The sequence below is a fragment of the Cohnella xylanilytica genome (genome assembly GCF_014212175.1).
Classification (GTDB): Bacteria; Bacillota; Bacilli; order Paenibacillales; family Paenibacillaceae; genus Cohnella; species Cohnella xylanilytica.
Genome location: NZ_JACJVR010000005.1, coordinates 138,507 through 158,503, shown reverse-complemented (window position 1 = coordinate 158,503; position 19,997 = coordinate 138,507). Strand labels below are relative to the sequence as shown.

Genomic DNA, 19,997 nt, shown 5'->3' with positions numbered 1-19,997 from the left:
CTTTTCGTCTCCGTAAACGAAAGAGCCGGTCTCTTATTTTGTCATGGCGTCTAATTGGGGAGGGCGGGCGTTGTTCATAATCACGAGCGGACAGCCGGGAACGCCCGAAGAGCTTCCGGCTCCTCGGCTTCGGAAGCCAAGGACCGCGGCGGGTGACGTTATGGCGCGTTATTCCAGGGCGGCCAACTTCTCTGTGAGCACTTCCTTGACCTCCGGCAGCAGTTCGAGCCAATGGATCCCCCATAAGGCGGCTTCCAAGGCGTATAGAGCGTTTAAATTCACCTTCCCCGGATAGCGCCCCCCGGAGCCGGCGATACGCCTCGACGGACCCGATCCGGTTCAAAGACTCGTAGCCGTCCACTCCGATCTCGAGCAACATCCCTTCGGTTCGGGCTCCGATGTTTTTCAAATTCAGCTTTTTGGAGGATCGAGCCATTCGTCCGCCTCCTCCTTATATAGGTTGGATAGTTGCCGGACGGTCTCCCGAATTCGGTCGACGACCTGCCTAGGCTGGATCACGCGCGCATCCTCGCCTAACGAGAGCATGTACGATGCGACCCAGTCGACGTACGACTCGCTCATCGTGCGGTCCAGGTAGCCGGTGCCGTCTTCGTTCAGCGCGACGTCTATTACCAAGACCGTTCGAAGCGCTGGATCGAAGTGATCGCTTGGGAGAACGAGGAGCTCGCCAAACAAGCCGAGAAGACGTTAATGTCTCATCCCGCTTGCAAGCAAGGCTTCGCGCTTATCGATGGCAGCACCGTCACGCTCGAGCATTATTCGCATCAAGCCGGAGTATCGACCGTTCGAAGTTAGACAAAGAAAAATCGCCGGACCGTCGATTTAACGTCGACCGTTCGGCGATTCGCGATTCGCTTCGCTATCGGTTCTCAAGATTCGACCCGGGCCTTCGTCGGATCGCAGTTCGGCGAGGGGACCGCTCCGGATTGCGCCAGCTTCAGAAGATAGTAGCACTCTTCCCTGGCCATATGGTCCGGCATGAGCGGGCTAATGATGTCGAGCGACTCCGCCTTCAGTTCCAGCTCCTCCAGCTCGTGCAGGAACTTGCGGAACAGCGCCATCTCGAGATCGATCTGTTCGTGGAATCGGCGCATAGGCGGAAAATCCTGGAGCCGGGTTCGCAGGTAACCCGCCATCTCGACCGCCTTCAAGTAGAGGGCTTGGAAGTGCTTCTCGAATTCGACGCTGCGGTGCAGCAGATCGGCTTCGACGCGATCGAGGCCGGAAGCGATGGAGCCGGCGTGTCCGTAAGCGTCTTGTAGCCAGAGGAGATCGTGGTGCAGAGGATGATAGATTGGAACCGGTTGACCCGCCAGCAGGGCGGTCAGAATCCGGCCATATTCCTCCAGCTCGTTAAGCATATGATTCAGGAACGTCGGCGGCAGCGAGATCGTGATCTTTCCGAGCAGCGATCGGGAGAGCAGATCCAGCTTGAAGTCCCTTAACGCCATCGTCTCCGCGTTGGCGGCTTGATTCAAGGCGGTCAAATCCGTCGCCGCGGTCGCCTCGCGGGCTTGCCGGAGAAGACGGTCGAATCCCGCGATGAAGCGCTGCGCCTTGGCGATGTCGTTCGTCTCCTTCGGAGACAAGCCGTTCAAGATAAATCGGGCGTGATCGCCCAGAATCTGAAGCCAGAACCGGTGCTCGAACAAGGCGTCCGAAGGGGCGTGTCCTTGCAAGCTCAAACCGAATTCCCTCCTTCGCTTATCGTCATCGTCTTCCGATCGTGCTATCGGGTACAATGATACATATGAGCGAGGGCAAGGGATGATTCTAGGCGATTCCGGAGGCCTCTTGCCGCTTGCGCCTCGCCGTCAGCTCTCCGCGACCGTCTCGGCGATCTGTCTGACGGCCTCTTCGATCGTCGACCGTTCCGCTTCCTCTCCGGTCAGCTTCCATTCCTTCGCCAGCTTCTCCGGGTCGTGCTTGCCCCTTAAGGCGAGCAGGAACGTATTCATGGCGAAGGTTCTCTTGCGGTACACCCGAAGGATAAACGCTCTCTCCCGCTCATCCCAGATGAATCTGACGAGCCCCGTCGCGTTCTCGAATACGGCATAGCCGTTCCCGGCGCCGGTCGATTGCGGCAAGCTCTGGTGTCTCTTCTTCTCGTAACCTTTGAGACGCAGGCGATCGTCCAATTCCGCGACCAGCGTCTCGAACCACTCGGATGTTTGTGATGGATTCATGCATCTCTATCCTTTGCTAAATGATGATGGCAGCAGCTCTCGTTCGAACCGGGCTTCGGCATCGCCTAACTCCAGCCGGAATAGATCCGGATTCGTGAGCCGGCTCCATTCCCGGAAGCCGATCTCCGGTTGGTAATGCTTCAGCATGAGCGACAACAGCGCCCCATGGGTGACCAGGACGAATCGGGATTCCGGCCGATTCCGAAGCTTCTCCAGCACGGAGATCCCCCTCGCCATGGCCTCCCGCGAAGATTCTCCGCCTTCGTAGCGCAAATCCAGGTCGGCGTAAACGGCCTCCAGCTTGGCGACCCAATCCTCGAGCGGGGCCGAGCTAAGCACGCGTTCCTTCAAGCGGTCGTCGATCTCGATCTCAAGGCCGAGCGCCTCGGCGAGCGGCCGAACGGTGGCGATAGCCCGGGCGTAAGGGCTCGACACGATGGATTCGATGCTCTTCTTCTCGAAGTAGGAGGCCAACCGCAGCGAAGCTTCTTCGCCTTGCGGCGTCAGGGGAGCCTCCGGCTCCTGCCCGGCCGCTTCGCAATGGCGGACGAGATAGATCGTTATCAAGTTGAAGCCCCCCATTATCGAATATAAGCAATGACGTTATTCACTCGCTCCAGGTCGGCCGGTCGGATCTTCAACGTCACATTGGGATTCCCCGTCCCTCCGTATACATGGGAGTATCGATTCAACTGCCTGTCCAGCACGGTAGGCAATCGATGCCCGATCAAGGGGACGCTGCCGATCGCGAACCCTGTCGCCTCTTCGACCTCCGAAGGCTTGGCCAACCTCAGCGAGCTGCGATCCAGCCTCTTCTTGAGATCGTCCAAATCGATGCGTCCATGATCTCCGCAGATCGTAATCGCGAGATAGTCCCTGTCGGACTTCAGGATCAGAGTCGGGGCCGTCTGGCCGGCTTCGATTCCGAAGTAGTCCGCCCCGTCCTGCGCCGATAAAATCGGATGGCTGTGGGGAATCCATTCGTGTTCGATTTCAGACTCGGACAATATCGATACAAGATTGTCGTTTTCCCCTGCCGTCTCCTGATGCTCGTCGTTCTCCTCCGCCTTCAGCCATCCGAACCGGACTCTTCTCGGCAGGTTCTCGGACTGCATCAATCGATACATCTTCTCGATGTCGGGCACATGCTCCTGCGTAAGACGCATTCCGCTCTGAACCCGTTCGTCCAGCGTTTCGATTTTCCATATGTCGTTGCCGTTTATCTTGGTAGTTGTTCCTTTCGCGTATTTGGCCAATGGGCTCATGGCGACTTGAACAACGAACGCCTTCCCTTCCTCTTCCTCCGAAGATGTTGGCCGAATCGGCTCGCCGATAAACCACTCCTCTTCGCTTACGTAAACTTTAATGAGCTGACCGTAATAGGGTTCGAGATTCATTCCTCCACCCCCTTATCGCTTCCTTCGGAGCGTTCAACTTTCTCGCCTTGCGATTCCTTGGATCGAAGCTCCTTGAGCAGCTCCTTGACCTCTTCCAGGTTTCGGTTCAGTCCGGATTCATCGATCGCGGTGCGAATGACATAATATAAGAGGAGAAAAGACACTAACGCGACAATAATCCATATAACGATCGCCTCTCCCATAGTCCCCCTCCTAAACCTTCCGGCTCATCAAGATGTGCCCGGTCGCCCTATTCATCCTGCTTAGGTGAAAGTCCGAACGCGACTCCGAATAAGCAACCACGGCGAGCGCCTCATCGACCAGATAGAACTTGCCGGGCCACGTATCCGCGAAAAAAAAGGTCGTACCGGCGCTCCGAATTCGCTTGGATAAATTCGCCTCCGTCCGCGACTACGAACTCGATTCGCTTATCGCGCTCCAGCGTCTCCTTGGCGACTTGGCGGTAAACCCGTTCTCCTTCGCTCGTTGGACGATCGTCGGCACCGCGCCCGGAATGCGCAGGTTAACCTGGAGTTCCGGACATGCCGTTCCTCGACGCGGCCGAAGTACTCGAAATAATAATCGAATCCTTTGTTATCGATGAGATCGTCGACGGCTTGCTCGATGCGCTGCCGGCTAACGTTATCGACAATAATAACCGGGGTCGATGGACACCAATAGGCGCCGTTTAAACATCCGCCGCTTATGGCGTAACCCTTCCTTATCGACTCGATGCATTTGAAGGTGTAAAAGTCGCAGATCCATGTCGTCGAATCCGGAAAGGTGACGACCACCGTCTCGTGAGCATCTTCCGAATCGTCAGCCCAGCCTTCCGAGGCGATATGGATATGTCTCTTCTTATCGATCATCCCCTTCTCCTCCCGTATTTAATTAACGTAATTAATAAATATAACCTGTTAAAGATAGCGTCTGATCCTACTCGGTTCGGTCAAACTGAATCTCGAATTCGCTGCCTTTGAAGATTAACGTCTTCTCGTTCGTCTCGATTCCATACGTTTGACCTTCCATTACGATTTCATTTTTGGATTTCCGTTCGTAGGAATGTCGAGCCGCCGGAACATCGCCGGAATCGCTTTTATAAAATCGGATTTCTTTCTCTTCTACGATCCACTTGGTGTAATCGATCCATTCAAAATGCTTCCCTTCGACTTGAGAGGCCTGTCTCGACTCCCATTCGCCGATAAAGCGATCTTGGGTCGATGAACAAGCGGTTAGGAGGACCAGAATGCCGGCCAGCAATAACATACGACTAATAATACGCGAACCTCCACTCCTGAAATTTAATATCATTAAACAAAAGCCGATCGATGCTCCATCGTTCGTTTATAATCGACATTTTTTAATCTCATTAAATAAAACCGTGTGCCCTTATTCGACTATTTCAGATAAATTAACCACATTAACGACAATAGCGCCTGCCTTCTGCCCGCCGAGAGAAGCTTCTAATTGCCATCTTCCTGCCGAAGACCAACTCGATTCGTTAACGCTCCAGCCAACCTCTTCAAGCCATCTTCCACACGATTCAGAATCTCCGTCTGCCATCCGCCTCTCATCTCGACGATTCGCGCGCCTAACGTGGGCAGCATCCAGCTCTCGATCTCGTCTTGCCCGATTCCGGTCAAGATCCGATACTCGGCCATATACTCCCGGTAAAACGATTGTCGGTAACTCCCTTCCGCCAACCAGGCAGGCGCTCCCGGGGGAACGGCCGTCGACTGGAACATCATGGCCGTGCGGGCCGCGTCGGCGGCCGGATCTCCCACTAGCACGTTCATCCAATCGATAACGACAGGTCCTCCGGGAGATATGACGATATTATCGGGGTGAAAATCATAATGGCAAAGCGAACGGCCCACGGGCATCGTTCCCGCAAGACGAAGGAGAGCCTCCTTCTGCACGTCCGTAAGGCACGAAGCAGCCTTGATCTTGCGCGTCAATTCTTCGATCAGATTCGGCTCGAGCTCGTGTTCGACGCTCTGAATCTCGACTTGAAGAGAGGCCATCAACCGCGCATTCCGGGCGACGCTGGCTTCGTTCGGGTCGATCGAGCGCAGCATCGTAGGCCCGTCAACCCGTTCGTATACGATCCCAAGCCGTCCTTCATATTCGACGACGCCTCCGAATGCCGGGGTTCTTAATCCGAGCCCGCCGATCCGCTCCGCGTTGCGCGCTTCCTCCAAGGCCCAATGCCGTTCGTGAAAAAGCTTGAGGACTTCATGGGCGCCCCACTCGAATACGTCCGCCGTATTGCCTTGGCCGATGCGTTCTCCGGCTCTCATCGCATCCCTCTTCTCCCATGACTTCATCTATTCATCATACCAAACAAACCCATTAATGGGTATGAAAAAGAGCCTGCTCGTTCGCCGCCGATGGTCGGAACGAAGCAGGCTAAGTTATTAACCACATTAAGTATATCCCCGCAGAATCCGGACAAATCCCTGTTTACCGGGATTTACCGATCATAAGGAGCTCGAGCAAGCGGCGGATTCTCGTCGGCGAAGGCCGAACGAGATAACGACGATCCCGAGGACGGATGCCGCGATCGGCACGATTAACGCGGCGCGGTACCCATCCAGCAGCGATTGCGGGGACGAATCGGGGCCGGTGGCGGCGATGTTGACGGCCGTGACGATAGCCAACCCGAGAGCGGCGCCGAATTGGAACGAAGCGTTCAACAAGCCGCTGGCCAGTCCTTGTTCTTCTTCGGCGATTCCTTCCGTGGCGGCGATCGTGAGCGGACCGTAAGTCAGCGAGAAGGCGAGCCCGGTCAGGATCATCGTCGGGAACATGGCCGCATACGTCCAATCGAGTCCGAGCGGCAGGAATAGCGCGTATGCCGCGGCTGCCAGGCAGAAGCCTCCGACGATAACCGGGAGATTGCCGAATCGCTGCACCAGCTTCGGAGTTAACGTGGGGGCGAGCACGGCATCCGCCCCGACGGCCAGCAGGGCGAGCCCCGTCTCGAGCGAAGACCAGCCGCGCAGCTCCTGCAGGTAGAGGACGGCTACGAACTGGAAGCCGAAGAAGGAACCGGCGAACAGCATCGCGCCGAGGTTGGCCCGCACCAGCGATCCCGTCGCGAAGATGCCGAGACGAACCAGCGGAGAAGCGGAGCGTCGTTCGATCGCGACGAAGAGGCCGAGAAGCGCGGCGCTGCAGGCGATCGCGATAAGCGTCCGGCTCCAACCCAGGTTGGGGGCTTCTACCACCCCGTAGACCAGAAGCAGCATCGCCCCGGTAACGCTGATCGCTCCGGGCAGATCGAAGCCTTGTCCCGATCGCTCCGGCCGGCTGACGGGCGGGATGAGGCGAATCGCCGAGAGAAGGAGGACGAGCGACAGGAGAACCGGACCGAAGAAGACCAACCGCCAGCTGAATTCGCTTAAGATCCCTCCTACGACCAGCCCGAGAGAGAAGCCGGCCGCCGCCGTCCCGGCATACACCAGCAGCGCCCGGTTGCGGGCCGGACCTTCCGCGAAGCTCGTCGTGATGATGGACAAGCCGGCCGGTGTCATGAACGCCGCGCTTATGCCCGTCACGAACCGGGCGACGATCAGCATCCACCCTTCGGTCGCCAGCCCTCCGAGCCCCGAGAAGACGAGAAAGACGGCGAGCCAGAACAGGAACATTTTCCTCCGTCCGAACAAATCCGCCGCGCGCCCCCCCAGAAGCATGAAGCCGCCATACCCGAGCACGTAGGCGCTAACGACCCATTGAAGCGATCCGGTCGACATGTCGAGCTCGGAGCGGATCGAAGGCAGAGCCACGCCCATCATCGAGACGTCGATCCCTTCCAGGAAGATCGCTCCGCATAATACGAGCAGCAGCCCCCATGAAGGACGGACGGCCGTACGCGTGTCTGGATTGCTTTGAATCATAATGAGATACCTACCTCCTCGCTATCATTCGCCAACGGCGGAGACGGCTCTTCGGAGAATCCGCATCCGTATTGGCACAAGGAGATTATCTATCATATAATCAGAAACAAAAAGTACGTACTTTAAAGTGTCATTAACACCTAAAAGTACGATAGGAACAAATAAGTACCTATAAATTCGGGAGAGCGGGAGGAAAATCCCCTTGAAAACGACCTTGCAGCAAATGTATGAGTACCCCGTGGAAGCCACGTTGGAAGTTATCGGCGGAAAGTGGAAAACGCTTATTCTGTGCCACCTAACCTATGGACCTAAACGGACGAGCGAGCTCAAAAAATTGATTCCGGAAATCACGCAAAAAATGTTAACCCAGCAGCTCCGGGAATTGGAGGAGGACGGAGTGATTCTGAGGACCGTCTATAATCAAGTGCCGCCGAAGGTCGTCTACGAATTGAGCGAGCTGGGCGAATCGCTTCGGCCGGTCATCGACGTGATGTGCGACTGGGGGGAGCGTTACATTCAAGGGAAACTCCCGGAGCGCGGCGATTCGGGCCTATAAGGCTGCGGTCGTGACAAAGCTATGTATAAAGCCAAGTAAAAAAAGCCTTCCTCCTTCATTGCAAGGGAGGAAGGCTTGCTGTTGTCCGGAACCCGTCCGTTAACCCGCTACCCTCCCCACCGCCACAGCAGCGCCGAGACAGCGAGCGAGATCAGGGACAGCGCGAGGTCCCGCTTCCGCCAGCGCAGGACGCGAGGGACCGTCGGATAGCGGCGGCGGCCGACGCCCCGGCTCTCCAGCGCCGCGGCGATCTGATCTCCGAGGCGGAACAGCGACAGCATGAACGGCATCGTCGTATGGATGACGCGCCTAGCCGCGGCGAGGGGCCCCCGACTCGTCTCCTTGGAACGGGCGACGGTCAGCCGGGCGAACCTCTCCCATTCGCCGACGAGAACCGGGATGAACCGGAGCATAAGCGTGACCGTTAAAATGAATTTTGGCATCGGCCCCGCCAATCGCCCTCTGAACGACAGCAGCTGCTCGAGCGACCGGCGCAGGCGCAGCGGAGTGATCGCCGTCGCCAGACCGAGACCGAGCAGCATGACGAGCAGCGTGCGCGTCAAGGAATGGAGAGACTTCAGGAACGCGTCCGGATCGAACGAACGCCCGCCTCCCCATCCGGCCACGAGCGACACGACCGCCGAGAAGAGAATGAAGCCGGCGATCGGAAGACGCCATCTCCAGACCGGAATCCGCGCGAGCGCCGTCGCCGCGAGAGCGGCGATGGCGGACGCGGCGATGCCGGTCCAGGAACGGATCGAGAAGATGGCGAACGACAGCAGAACGTACGAGAGCCAGACCGATCGCGGATCGAAGGCGGCGAGCGGCGTGGATCGCGAGCGGCCGGAGCGGTCGGTCCGGGGGCGGAACTTCGTTCGGATGGAGGACGCTTGGCTGACGCTGGCGACGGACGTACGCCGGCGTCGCTCCGGTTCGCGCTCCAAGCGTATCCACTCCGCCGCCAATGCGGAAGGATTCCATAGAAGCTCGGGCGGTACTCCGGCTTCGAGCAAGGGGTTGACCGTTCTTAACCAATCCGGGACGGTCATTCCGGCCTCTTCCCACCATTGCGGGTTGCGCAGCAGCTCGTCCCGGCCGCACGAACGAAGGTCTCCGTCCGGAGACAGCAGGAGAACCCGATCCGCCAGCGCGAGAGACCATTCGCTGTCATGGGAGACGAGCAGCACGCCGACGCCGGACTCCTTCATCTTCGTGAGTTGGCGGGAGACGAGCCGCTGGCCGGGCGCGTCGAGTCCGGCCGCCGGCTCGTCGAGCAGCAGCCAATCGGCCGGAGAAGCGAACAAGCAGGCGAGCGCCAGCCTTCTTCTCTCGCCGCCGCTCATCCGGAACGGGTTGCGGGACGCCCAGGAGGCGTCCCAGCCGACCGCTTCGAGCCCGCAGGCGATTCGCTCGGCATGACGCTCCGCCGTTAAGCGGTACGGCTTCAGCGCGGCTTCCAGCTCCTCCTGCGCCGTGCGGGCGAACAGCTGCTCCTCCGGCGCCTGGGAGGCGTATGCGTACCGGCGCAAGGCCGATGCGTTCAGGGAGCGGCGACCTCTGCCGCGCTCCAGCCAGAGCGGCTCGTCCCCGTACGAGACGCCAAGATCCCCGGGCTCCCGCAGGCCGGCCGCGATCTCAAGCAGGCTCGTTTTCCCCGCGCCGTTCGGTCCGAGCAGGACCGCGATCTCTCCTTGCCGCAGGACGATCTCCCGCTTGTCCGCTCCGACGATCCGCAAGGGCGCGGCTTCCATCCCGTTAAATGGCTTCATCGGTTCCCGCCCTCCCGCGAATGCCGCTCCATTCCGACTCGTTCATCGGCAGAGGGGCGTCGAGATGCCCCGACCGATAAAGTTCAAGCGCGAGCGAAGCGAGATACGGCAGCCGCAGACCGCAGCGAAGGCACGGCGGCTCCTCCCGCAGCGGATGCCGGCCGTAGATAAACTCTCTGCCGCTCCCGTCGAACGCGATCCGGCCATCCGCCATGGCGACGACGCGCCGTTCAGGCTCCAGCTCCTCGAGCCGCTGGGTCACCCAGACGACGGCGGTTCCCGCAGCGTGAAGCTCTCGGGCTATCGCGCGCACCCGGGCGGCGGCGGCCCCGTCGAGCATGGAAGTCGCTTCGTCGAACACGATCAGACGGGATCGCCCCGCCGCGGCGGCCGCGACGGCGAGCTGCCGCTGGCCCCCGGACAGTCTCGCCCACGGCTCGTCGGCGAAGGCGCTTAAATCCGCGCGCGCCAGCATCCGTTCGGCCGTCTGCGGAAGCTCCGACGCCGGAACGCCCTGCCACTCCAGGACGAACGCCATCTCCTCGCGCGGCGTCTGTCCGAACAGCTGCGTATCCGGCTGCTGCATGACGTAGGCCGCCGGCTCCTCCCCGGCGAAGCCGCGCCGCATCGAACCGACGGCTCCCGCCTCCGGCAATCCGGCCAGCACGCGGGCGAGCGTCGACTTGCCGCTGCCGTTGACGCCGACCAGGTTCAGCCACTCGCCGCGCGATAGCTTCAATTCGACTTCCTCAAGCCTTGACCGATCCGCGCCGTCTACCGCATCCGTATAGACCGATAGACCCGACACGATCAGATCGTCGGCCTCCTGATGGTCAACCATCGATTTTCCCTCTTCCCAATCCGGTGATCCCATGTTAAAATGCCAATTGTTAACCACCAACTCATACATAGGTTAACATTTGAAAGGGGTTTTTGACAATGCCGACTTCGACCACGCCTCACGCAACCGAATCCGCATCCGCAACGAGAAACGAAACGAGAAACGAAACCGCAACGGCATCCGAATCCGAATTATCAGCCGCCTCCGCATCGGCGGGAACCGATAATACGGAGGTTAAAACCGGAGGAATCGCGGAACCTTCGACGAGCCGGGGGGCGCCGAACGGTTCCCCGCCATCCCCGCGGCAGCCGGCCGGCACCGTCGCCATCGCATCCTCCCCTTCCGTCGGGTGGCTGCGGGGCGTCGTCTTCACCGCTTTGTTCGGCGCCCTGTTCATCGCCTTCAGCTCCCTCTCGGTGCCGCTCGGCTTCTCCCCGGTGCCGATCACGCTGCAGACGCTGGCCGTCATGCTGGCCGGAGGGCTGCTCGGGGCGTTCTACGGCTTCTGGAGCATCGCCGTCGTCATTCTGCTGACCGCGACCGGGCTGCCCCTCATCCATGGCAATGGCGGACTCGCCGCGCTCTACGGCCCGACAAGCGGCTTCATCTGGATGTTCCCGTTCGCGGCGCTGTTCATCGGATGGGTCAGCGATCGCCTGTTCCGCGAACATGGGCGCCGGCTCGCTCCGGCCCGGCTCGTCGCGCTGGCGGTAACCCTCTTCGTCGGGGGCGCCCTTCTCGTCTATGCCGGAGGAGTCCCTTGGCTCGCCTACAAAGCGAATTTGTCGTTCGCCAAGGCGATGTCGCTGGGCTGCTACCCGTTCCTGCTGGGCGATTCGATCAAGACGGTCGTCGCCGCCCTGCTGATCGGCGCTCTTCGCCCGTTCGTTCCGCCGCTCCGGCCGGCTTCCCGGAAGCGTCCGGCCAAGTGATTCGCTTCCCTGCCATTCTGCTCTCTTCAAGGGCTTCCGCCCGGCGCTCTCCGCCGGGCGGAAGCCTTTCGTCTTGGCCGGCGCGCCGCCGCCAACGTCCCGGGGACGAATGTACAAGCAAGCGGATACCCCTGCGCATAAGGTAGAGGGTAGCTTTTATTTGGCATCGATTCCTCAATGACCGGCCAAGCGCCATGGGAGCGTGATCGAACGTCATGGCAAGCGGACGCGTAGACCTGATCCTGTCCCCGGTTCCGGCGGACGTCGTCTACTTGACGGCGAACGGACTCGGCGACGACAAGCACGACCTCCATGCGATCGGAGCCGGCGCCCGCGTCGTCCTTCGTCACGGAAGCTTGCGTCATACGGTTACCGTTCAATTCAGGGAAGACGGGGAGAGCTTCGCGAACTATCTCGAGCTGAACGCCCGATTGGCGGGAAGGCTGCGGCTTCGGGATTCCCGGCGATATCGGTTCGATTACAACGAACGTACGAAGGTGCTCAGCGTCGCGCCTTCGCCGGTCAGCTCGGCCAGAGCCTCCGCGATGAGCTCGGCTCGGCTCAACCCGAATACCGTTCATATCGGCTACGAGCTATCGTCCGTCCTCGGCATGCCGGAACGGCGGCGAATGCCGGTCCAGCTGCGAATCGGACAGCGGACGGCGAAGTTCGCGGTGTTCACCCCGTCCAACCTGCTGGACCGGACGATCCGATTCGCGCCGGCCGCGCTTCGCTCGCTTAAGCTGACGGCCGGAACCCCTCTCGCGTTATCGTATAATCAGAATACGCAGACGCTGACGATTGCGTGGGCGACGGAGAAGCCGGCTCCGGCCGCGGACAAGGGAACGGGCGACGCCTGAAGCTTCGGCGTCGCCCGTTCCGTTTATTTCGATTTCTTCTTGGCGGCGGAGCGGCCCTGCTTCTTCGGGTCTTCCGGCCGCGGGGCTCTCGTCTGAGAGTTCGGAATGCCTTCCGTCATCGTCATCCGGCCTCCTGGCAGCGAATTCGCCTTCGCGGTGGGCGAAGGCGCCATTAGCTTGCGGACCGAATGGCGACTTTATGCAATTCAGTCGCAGCTCTCCGGCACTTCCGCGGGCGCCGCCGCTTCCACGTCGAGCTTCTCCGCGACGGTGTCGCGGATGATGCCGACGATCGATTGCAGCAAATAGTTGACGTCCGTCTGGCTCTGCTGGAATTGCTGCACGACCGGCATCTCGTCGAGCTCGTCTTGAAGAGCTTCGATCTCCTTCTCGATCTTCTCGACCATCTGCTCGTTCTTGAACGTCGTCTGGAAGGCGACGAGCTCCTTCTGCTTCTTCTTGATCTGGGCGATCAAGGCTTGTACGCGCTCGTGGCCTTGAATAAGCTTCTCCGCCTTCTGGTAGATCGACACTTCTTCCGTCGTCGTGATCAGCCGCGCCAGCTCGCGGGCGCGCGCCAGAATGTCTTCCCGCACGATCAGGTCGCGGTTGTCGAAGCGGGGAATCTCGTATTCGCCGTCGACGAGAACGTGGCGGCGATGATCGTGATGCTCGTGCTCAGCGGCATTGTGAGTAGCCGACATGGGTCGATGTCTCCTTCGTGGGCGTAGACGGGCGCGGTCTTCGCCGCCATCGTCTCGCCTCGCATATGGTCGTTGCGCTAATACGGGGTAGCCCGCTTGCGGACGAATCCGCCGCTTCTCGGATCAGGCGCCGTGCGACAGCGCCTCGCGAACGGGCGGCTCCGCCGCTTCCGCGGTGATGTACCAGGTCTGCGGCTTCGTCACCCGCACTTGCATGAACTGGCCGATCCATTCCTTCGGGCCTTCGAAGTGGATCAGCTTGTTCGAACGGGTCCGGCCGGACAGCACGTTCGGGTTGTTCTTGCTCTGGCCTTCGACGAGCACTTCCACCGTCTGCCCTTGAAGCTCCTGGTTGCTCTCCAGGCTCAGCTCGGCGATCAGGTCGTTCAGGCGCAGCAGCCGCTTCTGCTTGACCTCGTAAGGCACGTTATCTTCCATCGACGCGGCGGGAGTCCCTTCGCGCGGCGAATAGATAAACGTGAACGCGGATGCGAACTTCGCTTCGCGCACGAGCGACAGCGTCTCCTCGAACTGCTCCTCGGTCTCGCCCGGGAAGCCGACGATGATGTCCGTCGTCAGCACGACGTTCGGAATCGCCGCGCGGATGCGGCGCACGAGATCGAGGAAGTGCTCGCGCGTATACTTGCGGCTCATCCGCTTCAGCACCTCGGAGCTTCCGGACTGCATCGGCAGATGGATGTGCTCGACCAGATTGCCGCCCTTCGCGAGCACCTCGATGAGGTGATCGTCGAAGTCCCGCGGATGGCTCGTCGTGAAGCGGACGCGCGGGATGCCGATGCCGCGGATCTCGTCCATCAGGTGCCCGAACCGGTATTCGCGGTCCGTGAAGTCCTTGCCGTAGGCGTTCACGTTCTGGCCGAGCAGCGTGATCTCCTTGTAACCATGGCGCGCGAGCTCGCGAACTTCGGCGATGACGTCCTCCGGAAGCCGGCTCCGCTCCTTGCCGCGCGTATAAGGAACGATGCAGTACGTGCAGAACTTGTCGCAGCCGTACATGATGTTCACCCATGCGCGCAGGCCTTCCCGCTTCTTCGGCAGGTTCTCGATGATGTCGCCTTCCTTGGACCATACCTCGACGACCATCTCCTTGCCGAAGTAGGCGTCCTGCAGCAGGTGCGGAAGACGGTGAATGTTATGCGTCCCGAAGATCAGGTCGACGAACGCGTGCTTCTGCATGATCCGGTTCACGACGGCGGCTTCCTGCGACATGCAGCCGCAGACGCCCAGAATGAGGTCCGGCTTCTCCAGCTTGAGGGCCTTCAGGTGGCCCAGCTCGCCGAACACCTTGTCCTCCGCGTTCTCGCGGACGGCGCACGTGTTCAGCAGAATGACGTCAGCCTCGGTCCTCTCCTCGGTCGCCTCGAAGCCCATCTCTTCGAACAAGCCCCTCATCACTTCCGTGTCGTGCTCGTTCATCTGGCAGCCGTACGTGTAGATCAAATATTTGCGACCCAGCCCGAGAGTCCGCAGCTCGTCCGGGACCGCGTTCTCGTAATGGATGCGGATCTCTTCCTTGCCTCGCTGCTTCTCCTGCCGGTAATTCGGCTCGGACCGGATGAGAATATCGCGACCGCCCAGGCGGATCGTTCTGCCGTGTTCGTCCTCGGAAATGAGCTTGGCGCCGGAGAAGTCGAAGTACTTCCCGTAATCTTTGCTCTCGCCTGCCACTCCATTTCCCCTCCCTATGACGCGTGATAATAGCCGTTCATCCAGCCGCGAATGGGCGCGGCATGGCTAGAATGGGCTTGAATCGACATGAATATAGGCGTATCGGCGCGAACGGACGTGCGCCCATCCTTCACATTATACCATGATCGGAATCAGCCGACAATTTCGCCCTTATCGCCGGTCGCGACGCCGGCCGCGTTCCCTTCGTCGGTATCGATGTGCATGTCCAGCGCGAACTGGTCGGACACTCTGGCGATGACGTTCTCGAACACGACGCCGCGTTCGCCGCCGACCCGGACCTTGAGCAACTGCTTGTCCCGGATGCCCCAGCGCTCGGCATCCGACGTATGGAAGTGGATGTGGCGGGCGGCGACGATCACTCCCTGCTCGACCGTCACTTCGCCGGCCGGTCCGACGATGCGGATGCCCGGCGTGCCGTCGATCTTGCCGGATTCCCGCACCGGAGGGTTCAGCCCTAACGAGAACGCGTCGGTTCTCGATACTTCGAGCTGGGTCGCCTTCCGCGCCGGCCCGAGAATGCGAACCTTGGCGAACGAGCCCTTCGGCCCGTGAACCGCGACCGTCTCGTTCGCGGCGAACTGTCCCGGCTGCGACAGCGGCTTAAGAACCGTCAGCCCGGCGCCGGCTCCGAACAGGATCTCGATATGCTCTTGCGTCAGATGGATGTGGCGCGCGGAGACGCCGACGGGTACTTCGCGAATCTCGCTCATGGGGGTACCGCCTCTCTTCCTCGCCTGTCCCGGCGAATCTCTATAGTCTGCAATTCTCGGCGAATTGCCTTAATCTCCCGTTTATTATAACGCAACGCGGCAAAAGAGGCACACGGTTCGCCCGCGTGCCTCCCAGGAAAAACGCCTTTATTTGAATTCCGCCAACAATTTGTCGAATTCTTCCCGGCTCAGCCGCAGATCCTGCTTCGCCAGAGCTTCCGGCTTGAAGCCGACGGCCAGGTCCTCGTACGACTTGCGTCCCTTGTCCTGATAGATCAGGCCGGTCAGCATGCCGTTCGTCTCCATGATCTTGTTCATGGCCGCCACCCGGTTCGAAGGATCGTAGTCCGGGAATTGATCCAGGTTGACGATGTTCTCCTTGAACCAGTCGTACGTGTTCACCTTGTTGAAGGTGACGCACGGGCTGAACACGTTGATCAGCGAGAAGCCCTTGTGCTGCAGGCCCGCTTCGATCAGGCCGGTCAGCTGCTTCAGATCGCTCGAGAACGATTGCGCGACGAACGTCGCGCCCGCGGACAGGGCGATCTCGAGCGGGGACAGCGTGCTCTCGATCGAGCCCTCCGGCGTCGACTTCGTCTTGAAGCCTTCGGCGCTGCGGGGCGACGTCTGGCCCTTGGTCAATCCGTAAATCTGGTTGTCCATCACGATGTAGGTGATGTCCAGGTTGCGGCGAATCGCGTGGACCGTGTGGCCCATCCCGATCGCGAAGCCGTCCCCGTCGCCGCCGGAGGCGATGACCGTCAGCTCGCGGTTGGCGAGCTTGACGCCCTGCGCGATCGGCAGCGCGCGGCCGTGGATGCCGTGCAGGCCGTACGCGTTAATGTAGCCGGAGATCCGGCCGGAGCAGCCGATGCCCGAGATAACGGCCAACTGTTCCGGCTCGAGACCGATGTTCGCCGCGGCGCGCTGGATGGCGGCTTGGACGGAGAAGTCGCCGCAGCCCGGGCACCAGTTCGGCTTGACGTTGTTGCGGAACTCCTTGAACGTTGCCATGGGTTATCTCAGCTCCTTGCAGGCTTGGTGGATTTCGGAAGGCAGGAACGGCGTTCCGTCGTATTTGAGCAGGTTCTCGATCTTGTCGTGATACCCGGCGTTCTGCTTGATCAGGTTCGCGAGCTGGCCGGTCGCGTTGTTCTCCAGAACGACGACCTTCTTGGCGCTCTTCAGATGCGGCTCGAGCAGCTCGGTCGGGAACGGATGCAGCTGGCGGACCGTGACGTGGTTGGTCGTCACGCCCTCCGCGGCCAAGCGCTTGCGAGCCTCGTCGATCGTGCCGCCCGTGGAGCCCATCGCCACGATCACGAGATCCGGATTCTCGTTCGGCGCGTCCGCCTTGACCGCGTTCGAGATGCGCAGCGAATCCAGCTTGCGCAGCCGCTTCTCCATCATGAGCTTGCGGTTGACCGCGCTCTCGGACGGACGTCCCTCCTGATCGTGCTCGACGCCCGTGACGTGGTGAATGCCGTTCTTGGCGCCCGGCAGCACGCGCGGGGAGATGCCGTCCTCGGTGAATTCGTAGCGCTTGAACAGCTTGTGCTCCTCCAGCGGCGGCAGCTCTCCCGTCATCAGCTTGCCCCGTTCGATGACGATCTTCTCGAAGTCGAGCGGTTCGCACGACTGCTTGCCGAGGGAGAGCTGGAGATCGGTCGCCACGATGACGGGAACCTGGTACGTCTCCGCCACGTTGAACGCTTCGATCATGTCGTAGAAGCATTCTTCGATCGTGCTCGGCGCGAGGACGACCTTCGGAATCTCGCCGTGCGTGCCGTAGATGAGCGCGTTAATGTCCGACTGCTCCTGCTTGGTCGGCAGGCCGGTCGAAGGGCCGCCGCGCTGCGTGTCGATGATGACGAGCGGCGTCTCGGTCATGCCGGACAGGCCGATCGCCTCCATCATCAGGGACAAGCCCGGACCGGCGGAAGCGGTCATCGTCCGCACGCCGGCGTAGTTGGCGCCGATCGCCATCGTCACCGCGGCGATCTCGTCCTCCGTCTGCACGACGGTGCCGCCGAACTTCGGAAGCTTCTTGATCAGGTATTCCATGATCTCGGAAGCCGGCGTGATCGGGTACGCGCTCATGAGGCGGCAGCCGGCGGCGATGGAGCCGAGGCCCAGCGCTTCGTTGCCGATCATGAACAGCTTCTGCTTGCCGTCCGCCTCCTCGAGGCGGAATTCCTCCAGCGGCCCTCCCGCCTGCTCGAGCACGAAGTCCGCGCCGCGCTTCACGGCCTCGACGTTCTTCTCGACGACGGCCGGTCCCTTGCGCCCGAACTCCTCCTCGACCGCCTTGTTGAACACCTCGAGCGGCAGCCCCAGCAGCGCCCAGGAGGCGCCGGAGGCGACCATGTTCTTCATGAGGGAGGTTCCCAGCTCTTCCGCGATCGCCGTGATCGGCACGGCGAACAGGCGCGCGCCGACTCCGTCCGGAACGGTCGGCGAGAACTTGGCGTCCGCGACGATGACGCCGCCCGGGCGAAGCTCCTTCGCGTTCAGATCGATGCTCTCCTGGTCGAACGCGACCAGAATGTCCAGATCGTCCGAGATCGCGCGAATCGGCTTCGTGCTGATCCGAATCTTGTTGTTCGTATGCCCGCCCTTGATCCGAGAGGAGAAATGCCGATACCCGTACAGATAATAGCCGAGCCGGTTGAGAGCCGTGGAGAAGATCCGGTCCGTACTCTCCACGCCTTCCCCCTGCTGCCCGCCAATCTTCCATGACAATTGACTGATCACAGTGAACATCTCCTCTTAACTGCATCCGCGATTGACGCGATTGAATGGGTATATGGGATAACGATAGAAGCGCGAAAAGAAGCGTAAAGAATGAAGCGTAAACTGGAAATCTATCTTGTCGGCCACCTAAATTTTATGATCGCGCCATGCAAAATGCAAGCTTTTCCGCCCACGGAGACCGATAGCCGTTCGGAATGAAACCGTTTCGATCTCGAGATCGATCGAGCTTGCCACAGGGTCATCAAGGCAAGTAGGCGCCGAGGAAACGCCGGGCGTTGCCCCCGAGGAAACCGCTTGCCAACGACTCGGGGTACCGGGCCAGCAGAGCTTCGGCCAGCCGGGGATATTCGCCGGGATGGGAGAGCCCGTCCACGTGCCGGTCGATCCCGTCGAAGTCCGAGCCGAACGCGAGATGGCGCTCTCCGCCGAGCTCGCAGACGTGCTCGACGTGCCGGAGCACGTCGTCGATCGCAGCCGGTTCCCTCTCCGTCAGGAACCATGGCACGAACGTGATACCGACGAGGCCGTCCACCGCGACGAGAGCGCGGATCTGCTCGTCCGTCAAGTTGCGCGGATGGTTCCTCAGCGCCCTCGCGTTCGAGTGCGAAGCGAAGAACGGGCGCCGGGCGAGCTCGGCCAGATCCCAGAAGCCTCTCTCGGACAGATGGGAGACGTCGAGCAGAATGCCCATCTTCTCGCACTCCGCGACCAGTTGCCGCCCCGCCTTCGTCAGCCCGCCGCCTCTCGGCTCCATCGCTCCGTCGCAAGCCCAGTTCGAATGGTTCCAGGTGATGCCCAGGAGCCGCAGCCCGAGCGTGTGCAGCAGCCGGAGCGCCCACCATTGCCCCCTGAGGCTGTCGACTCCTTCGAGGGAGAGGATCGCCGCCGTCTCTCCTCGCGCGGCGGCTTCTTCCAGATCCGCCCCGCGGCGGATCAGCCTCATTCCGGGCGCCGACAGCACGCCGGTCCAGAACCGTTCGGCTTCGCGAAGGGCGGACTCCGGCTCCATCGGCATCTCGCCCGAGATATAAATCGCGAACACTTGCAGATCCACGCCGCCCGCCGACAGCCGCTCCCTCGTCACGTCCAGCTCGCCCGCTCCGCCTCCCGAGAACGCCGTTTTCTCGTCCTGCAGCATTTTCATCAACACGTCGCAATGAAGATCCGCTATCCGGAACATGATTCGCCTCCTGACGCCGTCGTGCGTGCAACAAAAAACCTGTCATCACCGGCTCAGTCCGGATCGCGAGAGGCTCGGATCGCGGACTGATTCCACGAGAACAGGTTAGGTATGGCAATAGCCGGTTATCTGGGCTCCACGATCAGCTTGATAGCCGTTCTGTCTTCTCCGTCGATTACGATATCCGTAAAAGCCGGGATGCAAATGAGATCCACCCCGCTGGGAGCGACGAACCCGCGTGCGATTGCGACTGCCTTGATCGCCTGGTTGAGCGCCCCTGCGCCGATGGCCTGCAGCTCCGCCGCACCGCGTTCGCGAAGCACGCCGGCCAAAGCGCCTGCAACAGAGTTTGGATTGGACTTTGCTGATACCTTTAAAACTTCCATGACCAGTTCCTCCTCAGGGATCAAAGGATGGGCCCACTAAGGGATACTTATTCGGTGGACCGTTCAATAATTCCTGCTGCCGCCGGAGGAGG

Annotated in this window: 23 protein-coding genes; 3 read left to right on the top strand and 20 right to left on the bottom strand. The window is 60.7% G+C overall.

Features of this window, described 5'->3' with window-relative positions; all coding sequences use genetic code 11:
* Positions 1-168: 168 nt before the first annotated feature.
* From H7B90_RS02555 to H7B90_RS02500, 11 genes are all read right to left on the bottom strand, one after another.
* On the bottom strand, positions 169-282 hold the full coding sequence (locus tag H7B90_RS02555) for a TfoX/Sxy family DNA transformation protein (protein ID WP_185134291.1): 114 nt from the start codon (positions 280-282) through the stop codon (positions 169-171).
* Positions 283-411: 129 nt separating this feature from the next.
* The gene (locus tag H7B90_RS02545; protein ID WP_185134290.1) at positions 412-636 is read right to left on the bottom strand and encodes a WCX domain-containing protein; all 225 of its coding nucleotides are present in this window, start codon (positions 634-636) and stop codon (positions 412-414) included.
* 254 nt (positions 637-890) lie between these two features.
* Positions 891-1,706, bottom strand: a complete 816-nt coding sequence (locus tag H7B90_RS02540; RefSeq protein WP_185134289.1) for a DUF2935 domain-containing protein — start codon at positions 1,704-1,706, stop codon at positions 891-893.
* A 129-nt stretch (positions 1,707-1,835) separates the two neighbouring features.
* The gene (locus H7B90_RS02535) at positions 1,836-2,207 is read right to left on the bottom strand and encodes a hypothetical protein (protein ID WP_185134288.1); all 372 of its coding nucleotides are present in this window, start codon (positions 2,205-2,207) and stop codon (positions 1,836-1,838) included.
* A 6-nt stretch (positions 2,208-2,213) separates the two neighbouring features.
* Entirely contained in the window at positions 2,214-2,774 is a 561-nt protein-coding gene (locus H7B90_RS02530; protein WP_185134287.1) for a histidine phosphatase family protein, read from the bottom strand.
* Positions 2,775-2,788: 14 nt separating this feature from the next.
* Positions 2,789-3,604: an aminoacyl-tRNA deacylase gene (locus H7B90_RS02525; RefSeq protein WP_260410671.1), complete on the bottom strand. Its 816-nt coding sequence runs from the start codon at positions 3,602-3,604 to the stop codon at positions 2,789-2,791.
* On the bottom strand, positions 3,601-3,807 hold the full coding sequence (locus H7B90_RS02520; RefSeq protein ID WP_185134286.1) for a hypothetical protein: 207 nt from the start codon (positions 3,805-3,807) through the stop codon (positions 3,601-3,603). Before H7B90_RS02520 ends, H7B90_RS02525 begins: the two co-directional genes overlap by 4 nt.
* A 225-nt stretch (positions 3,808-4,032) precedes the next feature.
* A complete protein-coding gene (locus H7B90_RS02515) occupies positions 4,033-4,473 on the bottom strand; it encodes a hypothetical protein (RefSeq protein ID WP_185134285.1) in 441 nt (146 codons plus the stop codon).
* A 67-nt stretch (positions 4,474-4,540) separates the two neighbouring features.
* Complete coding sequence (locus tag H7B90_RS02510; RefSeq protein WP_185134284.1) at positions 4,541-4,870, bottom strand: hypothetical protein; 330 nt, start codon at positions 4,868-4,870, stop codon at positions 4,541-4,543.
* 197 nt (positions 4,871-5,067) lie between these two features.
* Positions 5,068-5,904, bottom strand: coding sequence for a phosphotransferase family protein (locus H7B90_RS02505; RefSeq protein WP_185134283.1), 837 nt, complete (start codon positions 5,902-5,904; stop codon positions 5,068-5,070).
* Positions 5,905-6,084: 180 nt separating this feature from the next.
* Positions 6,085-7,503: an MFS transporter gene (locus H7B90_RS02500; RefSeq protein WP_185134282.1), complete on the bottom strand. Its 1,419-nt coding sequence runs from the start codon at positions 7,501-7,503 to the stop codon at positions 6,085-6,087.
* Positions 7,504-7,726: 223 nt separating this feature from the next.
* Between H7B90_RS02500 and H7B90_RS02495 the strand changes: the two genes are divergently transcribed.
* Positions 7,727-8,059, top strand: coding sequence for a winged helix-turn-helix transcriptional regulator (locus H7B90_RS02495; RefSeq protein WP_185134340.1), 333 nt, complete (start codon positions 7,727-7,729; stop codon positions 8,057-8,059).
* A 107-nt stretch (positions 8,060-8,166) separates the two neighbouring features.
* Here the strand turns inward: H7B90_RS02495 and H7B90_RS02490 are convergent, their stop codons facing one another.
* Both H7B90_RS02490 and H7B90_RS02485 read right to left on the bottom strand, forming a co-directional pair.
* Complete coding sequence (locus H7B90_RS02490) at positions 8,167-9,828, bottom strand: ATP-binding cassette domain-containing protein (protein ID WP_185134281.1); 1,662 nt, start codon at positions 9,826-9,828, stop codon at positions 8,167-8,169.
* Entirely contained in the window at positions 9,815-10,669 is an 855-nt protein-coding gene (locus tag H7B90_RS02485; protein ID WP_185134280.1) for an ATP-binding cassette domain-containing protein, read from the bottom strand. Before H7B90_RS02485 ends, H7B90_RS02490 begins: the two co-directional genes overlap by 14 nt.
* Positions 10,670-10,767: 98 nt before the next feature.
* On the opposite strand from H7B90_RS02485, the gene H7B90_RS02480 reads away from it, so the two are divergent.
* Both H7B90_RS02480 and H7B90_RS02475 read left to right on the top strand, forming a co-directional pair.
* The gene (locus tag H7B90_RS02480) at positions 10,768-11,601 is read left to right on the top strand and encodes a biotin transporter BioY (protein ID WP_221481889.1); all 834 of its coding nucleotides are present in this window, start codon (positions 10,768-10,770) and stop codon (positions 11,599-11,601) included.
* A gap of 215 nt (positions 11,602-11,816) precedes the next feature.
* The gene (locus H7B90_RS02475; protein WP_185134279.1) at positions 11,817-12,461 is read left to right on the top strand and encodes a hypothetical protein; all 645 of its coding nucleotides are present in this window, start codon (positions 11,817-11,819) and stop codon (positions 12,459-12,461) included.
* Between the two features lie 206 nt (positions 12,462-12,667).
* Here the strand turns inward: H7B90_RS02475 and H7B90_RS02470 are convergent, their stop codons facing one another.
* The 7 genes from H7B90_RS02470 to H7B90_RS02440 form a co-directional block, all read right to left on the bottom strand.
* Positions 12,668-13,165 carry a YlbF/YmcA family competence regulator gene (locus tag H7B90_RS02470; RefSeq protein WP_185134278.1) on the bottom strand — a complete coding sequence of 166 codons (498 nt, stop codon included), beginning with the start codon at positions 13,163-13,165 and terminating at the stop codon, positions 12,668-12,670.
* Positions 13,166-13,288: 123 nt separating this feature from the next.
* A complete protein-coding gene (gene miaB / locus H7B90_RS02465) occupies positions 13,289-14,854 on the bottom strand; it encodes a tRNA (N6-isopentenyl adenosine(37)-C2)-methylthiotransferase MiaB (RefSeq protein WP_185134277.1) in 1,566 nt (521 codons plus the stop codon).
* Positions 14,855-15,006: 152 nt separating this feature from the next.
* Positions 15,007-15,585 carry a phosphate propanoyltransferase gene (gene pduL, locus H7B90_RS02460; protein ID WP_185134276.1) on the bottom strand — a complete coding sequence of 193 codons (579 nt, stop codon included), beginning with the start codon at positions 15,583-15,585 and terminating at the stop codon, positions 15,007-15,009.
* A gap of 147 nt (positions 15,586-15,732) precedes the next feature.
* On the bottom strand, positions 15,733-16,599 hold the full coding sequence (locus tag H7B90_RS02455) for a 2-oxoacid:ferredoxin oxidoreductase subunit beta (RefSeq protein ID WP_185134275.1): 867 nt from the start codon (positions 16,597-16,599) through the stop codon (positions 15,733-15,735).
* 3 nt (positions 16,600-16,602) lie between these two features.
* Complete coding sequence (locus H7B90_RS02450; protein WP_185134274.1) at positions 16,603-18,339, bottom strand: 2-oxoacid:acceptor oxidoreductase subunit alpha; 1,737 nt, start codon at positions 18,337-18,339, stop codon at positions 16,603-16,605.
* A gap of 241 nt (positions 18,340-18,580) precedes the next feature.
* On the bottom strand, positions 18,581-19,519 hold the full coding sequence (locus tag H7B90_RS02445) for a dipeptidase (protein ID WP_185134273.1): 939 nt from the start codon (positions 19,517-19,519) through the stop codon (positions 18,581-18,583).
* Between the two features lie 125 nt (positions 19,520-19,644).
* Positions 19,645-19,905, bottom strand: coding sequence for a stage V sporulation protein S (locus tag H7B90_RS02440; protein WP_006286829.1), 261 nt, complete (start codon positions 19,903-19,905; stop codon positions 19,645-19,647).
* Positions 19,906-19,997 lie beyond the last annotated feature (92 nt).

Coding starts and splice junctions, on each gene's coding strand:
- H7B90_RS02535 (WP_185134288.1), bottom strand. CDS start 2,207: ATGAATCCATCACAAACATCCGAGTGGTTCGAGACGCTGGTCGCGGAA.
- H7B90_RS02525 (WP_260410671.1), bottom strand. CDS start 3,604: ATGAATCTCGAACCCTATTACGGTCAGCTCATTAAAGTTTACGTAAGC.
- H7B90_RS02520 (WP_185134286.1), bottom strand. CDS start 3,807: ATGGGAGAGGCGATCGTTATATGGATTATTGTCGCGTTAGTGTCTTTT.
- H7B90_RS02515 (WP_185134285.1), bottom strand. CDS start 4,473: ATGATCGATAAGAAGAGACATATCCATATCGCCTCGGAAGGCTGGGCT.
- H7B90_RS02510 (WP_185134284.1), bottom strand. CDS start 4,870: ATGTTATTGCTGGCCGGCATTCTGGTCCTCCTAACCGCTTGTTCATCG.
- H7B90_RS02505 (WP_185134283.1), bottom strand. CDS start 5,904: ATGAGAGCCGGAGAACGCATCGGCCAAGGCAATACGGCGGACGTATTC.
- H7B90_RS02500 (WP_185134282.1), bottom strand. CDS start 7,503: ATGATTCAAAGCAATCCAGACACGCGTACGGCCGTCCGTCCTTCATGG.
- H7B90_RS02495 (WP_185134340.1), top strand. CDS start 7,727: ATGTATGAGTACCCCGTGGAAGCCACGTTGGAAGTTATCGGCGGAAAG.
- H7B90_RS02490 (WP_185134281.1), bottom strand. CDS start 9,828: ATGAAGCCATTTAACGGGATGGAAGCCGCGCCCTTGCGGATCGTCGGA.
- H7B90_RS02485 (WP_185134280.1), bottom strand. CDS start 10,669: ATGGTTGACCATCAGGAGGCCGACGATCTGATCGTGTCGGGTCTATCG.
- H7B90_RS02480 (WP_221481889.1), top strand. CDS start 10,768: ATGCCGACTTCGACCACGCCTCACGCAACCGAATCCGCATCCGCAACG.
- H7B90_RS02475 (WP_185134279.1), top strand. CDS start 11,817: ATGGCAAGCGGACGCGTAGACCTGATCCTGTCCCCGGTTCCGGCGGAC.
- H7B90_RS02470 (WP_185134278.1), bottom strand. CDS start 13,165: ATGTCGGCTACTCACAATGCCGCTGAGCACGAGCATCACGATCATCGC.
- pduL (WP_185134276.1), bottom strand. CDS start 15,585: ATGAGCGAGATTCGCGAAGTACCCGTCGGCGTCTCCGCGCGCCACATC.
- H7B90_RS02455 (WP_185134275.1), bottom strand. CDS start 16,599: ATGGCAACGTTCAAGGAGTTCCGCAACAACGTCAAGCCGAACTGGTGC.
- H7B90_RS02445 (WP_185134273.1), bottom strand. CDS start 19,519: ATGTTCCGGATAGCGGATCTTCATTGCGACGTGTTGATGAAAATGCTG.
- H7B90_RS02440 (WP_006286829.1), bottom strand. CDS start 19,905: ATGGAAGTTTTAAAGGTATCAGCAAAGTCCAATCCAAACTCTGTTGCA.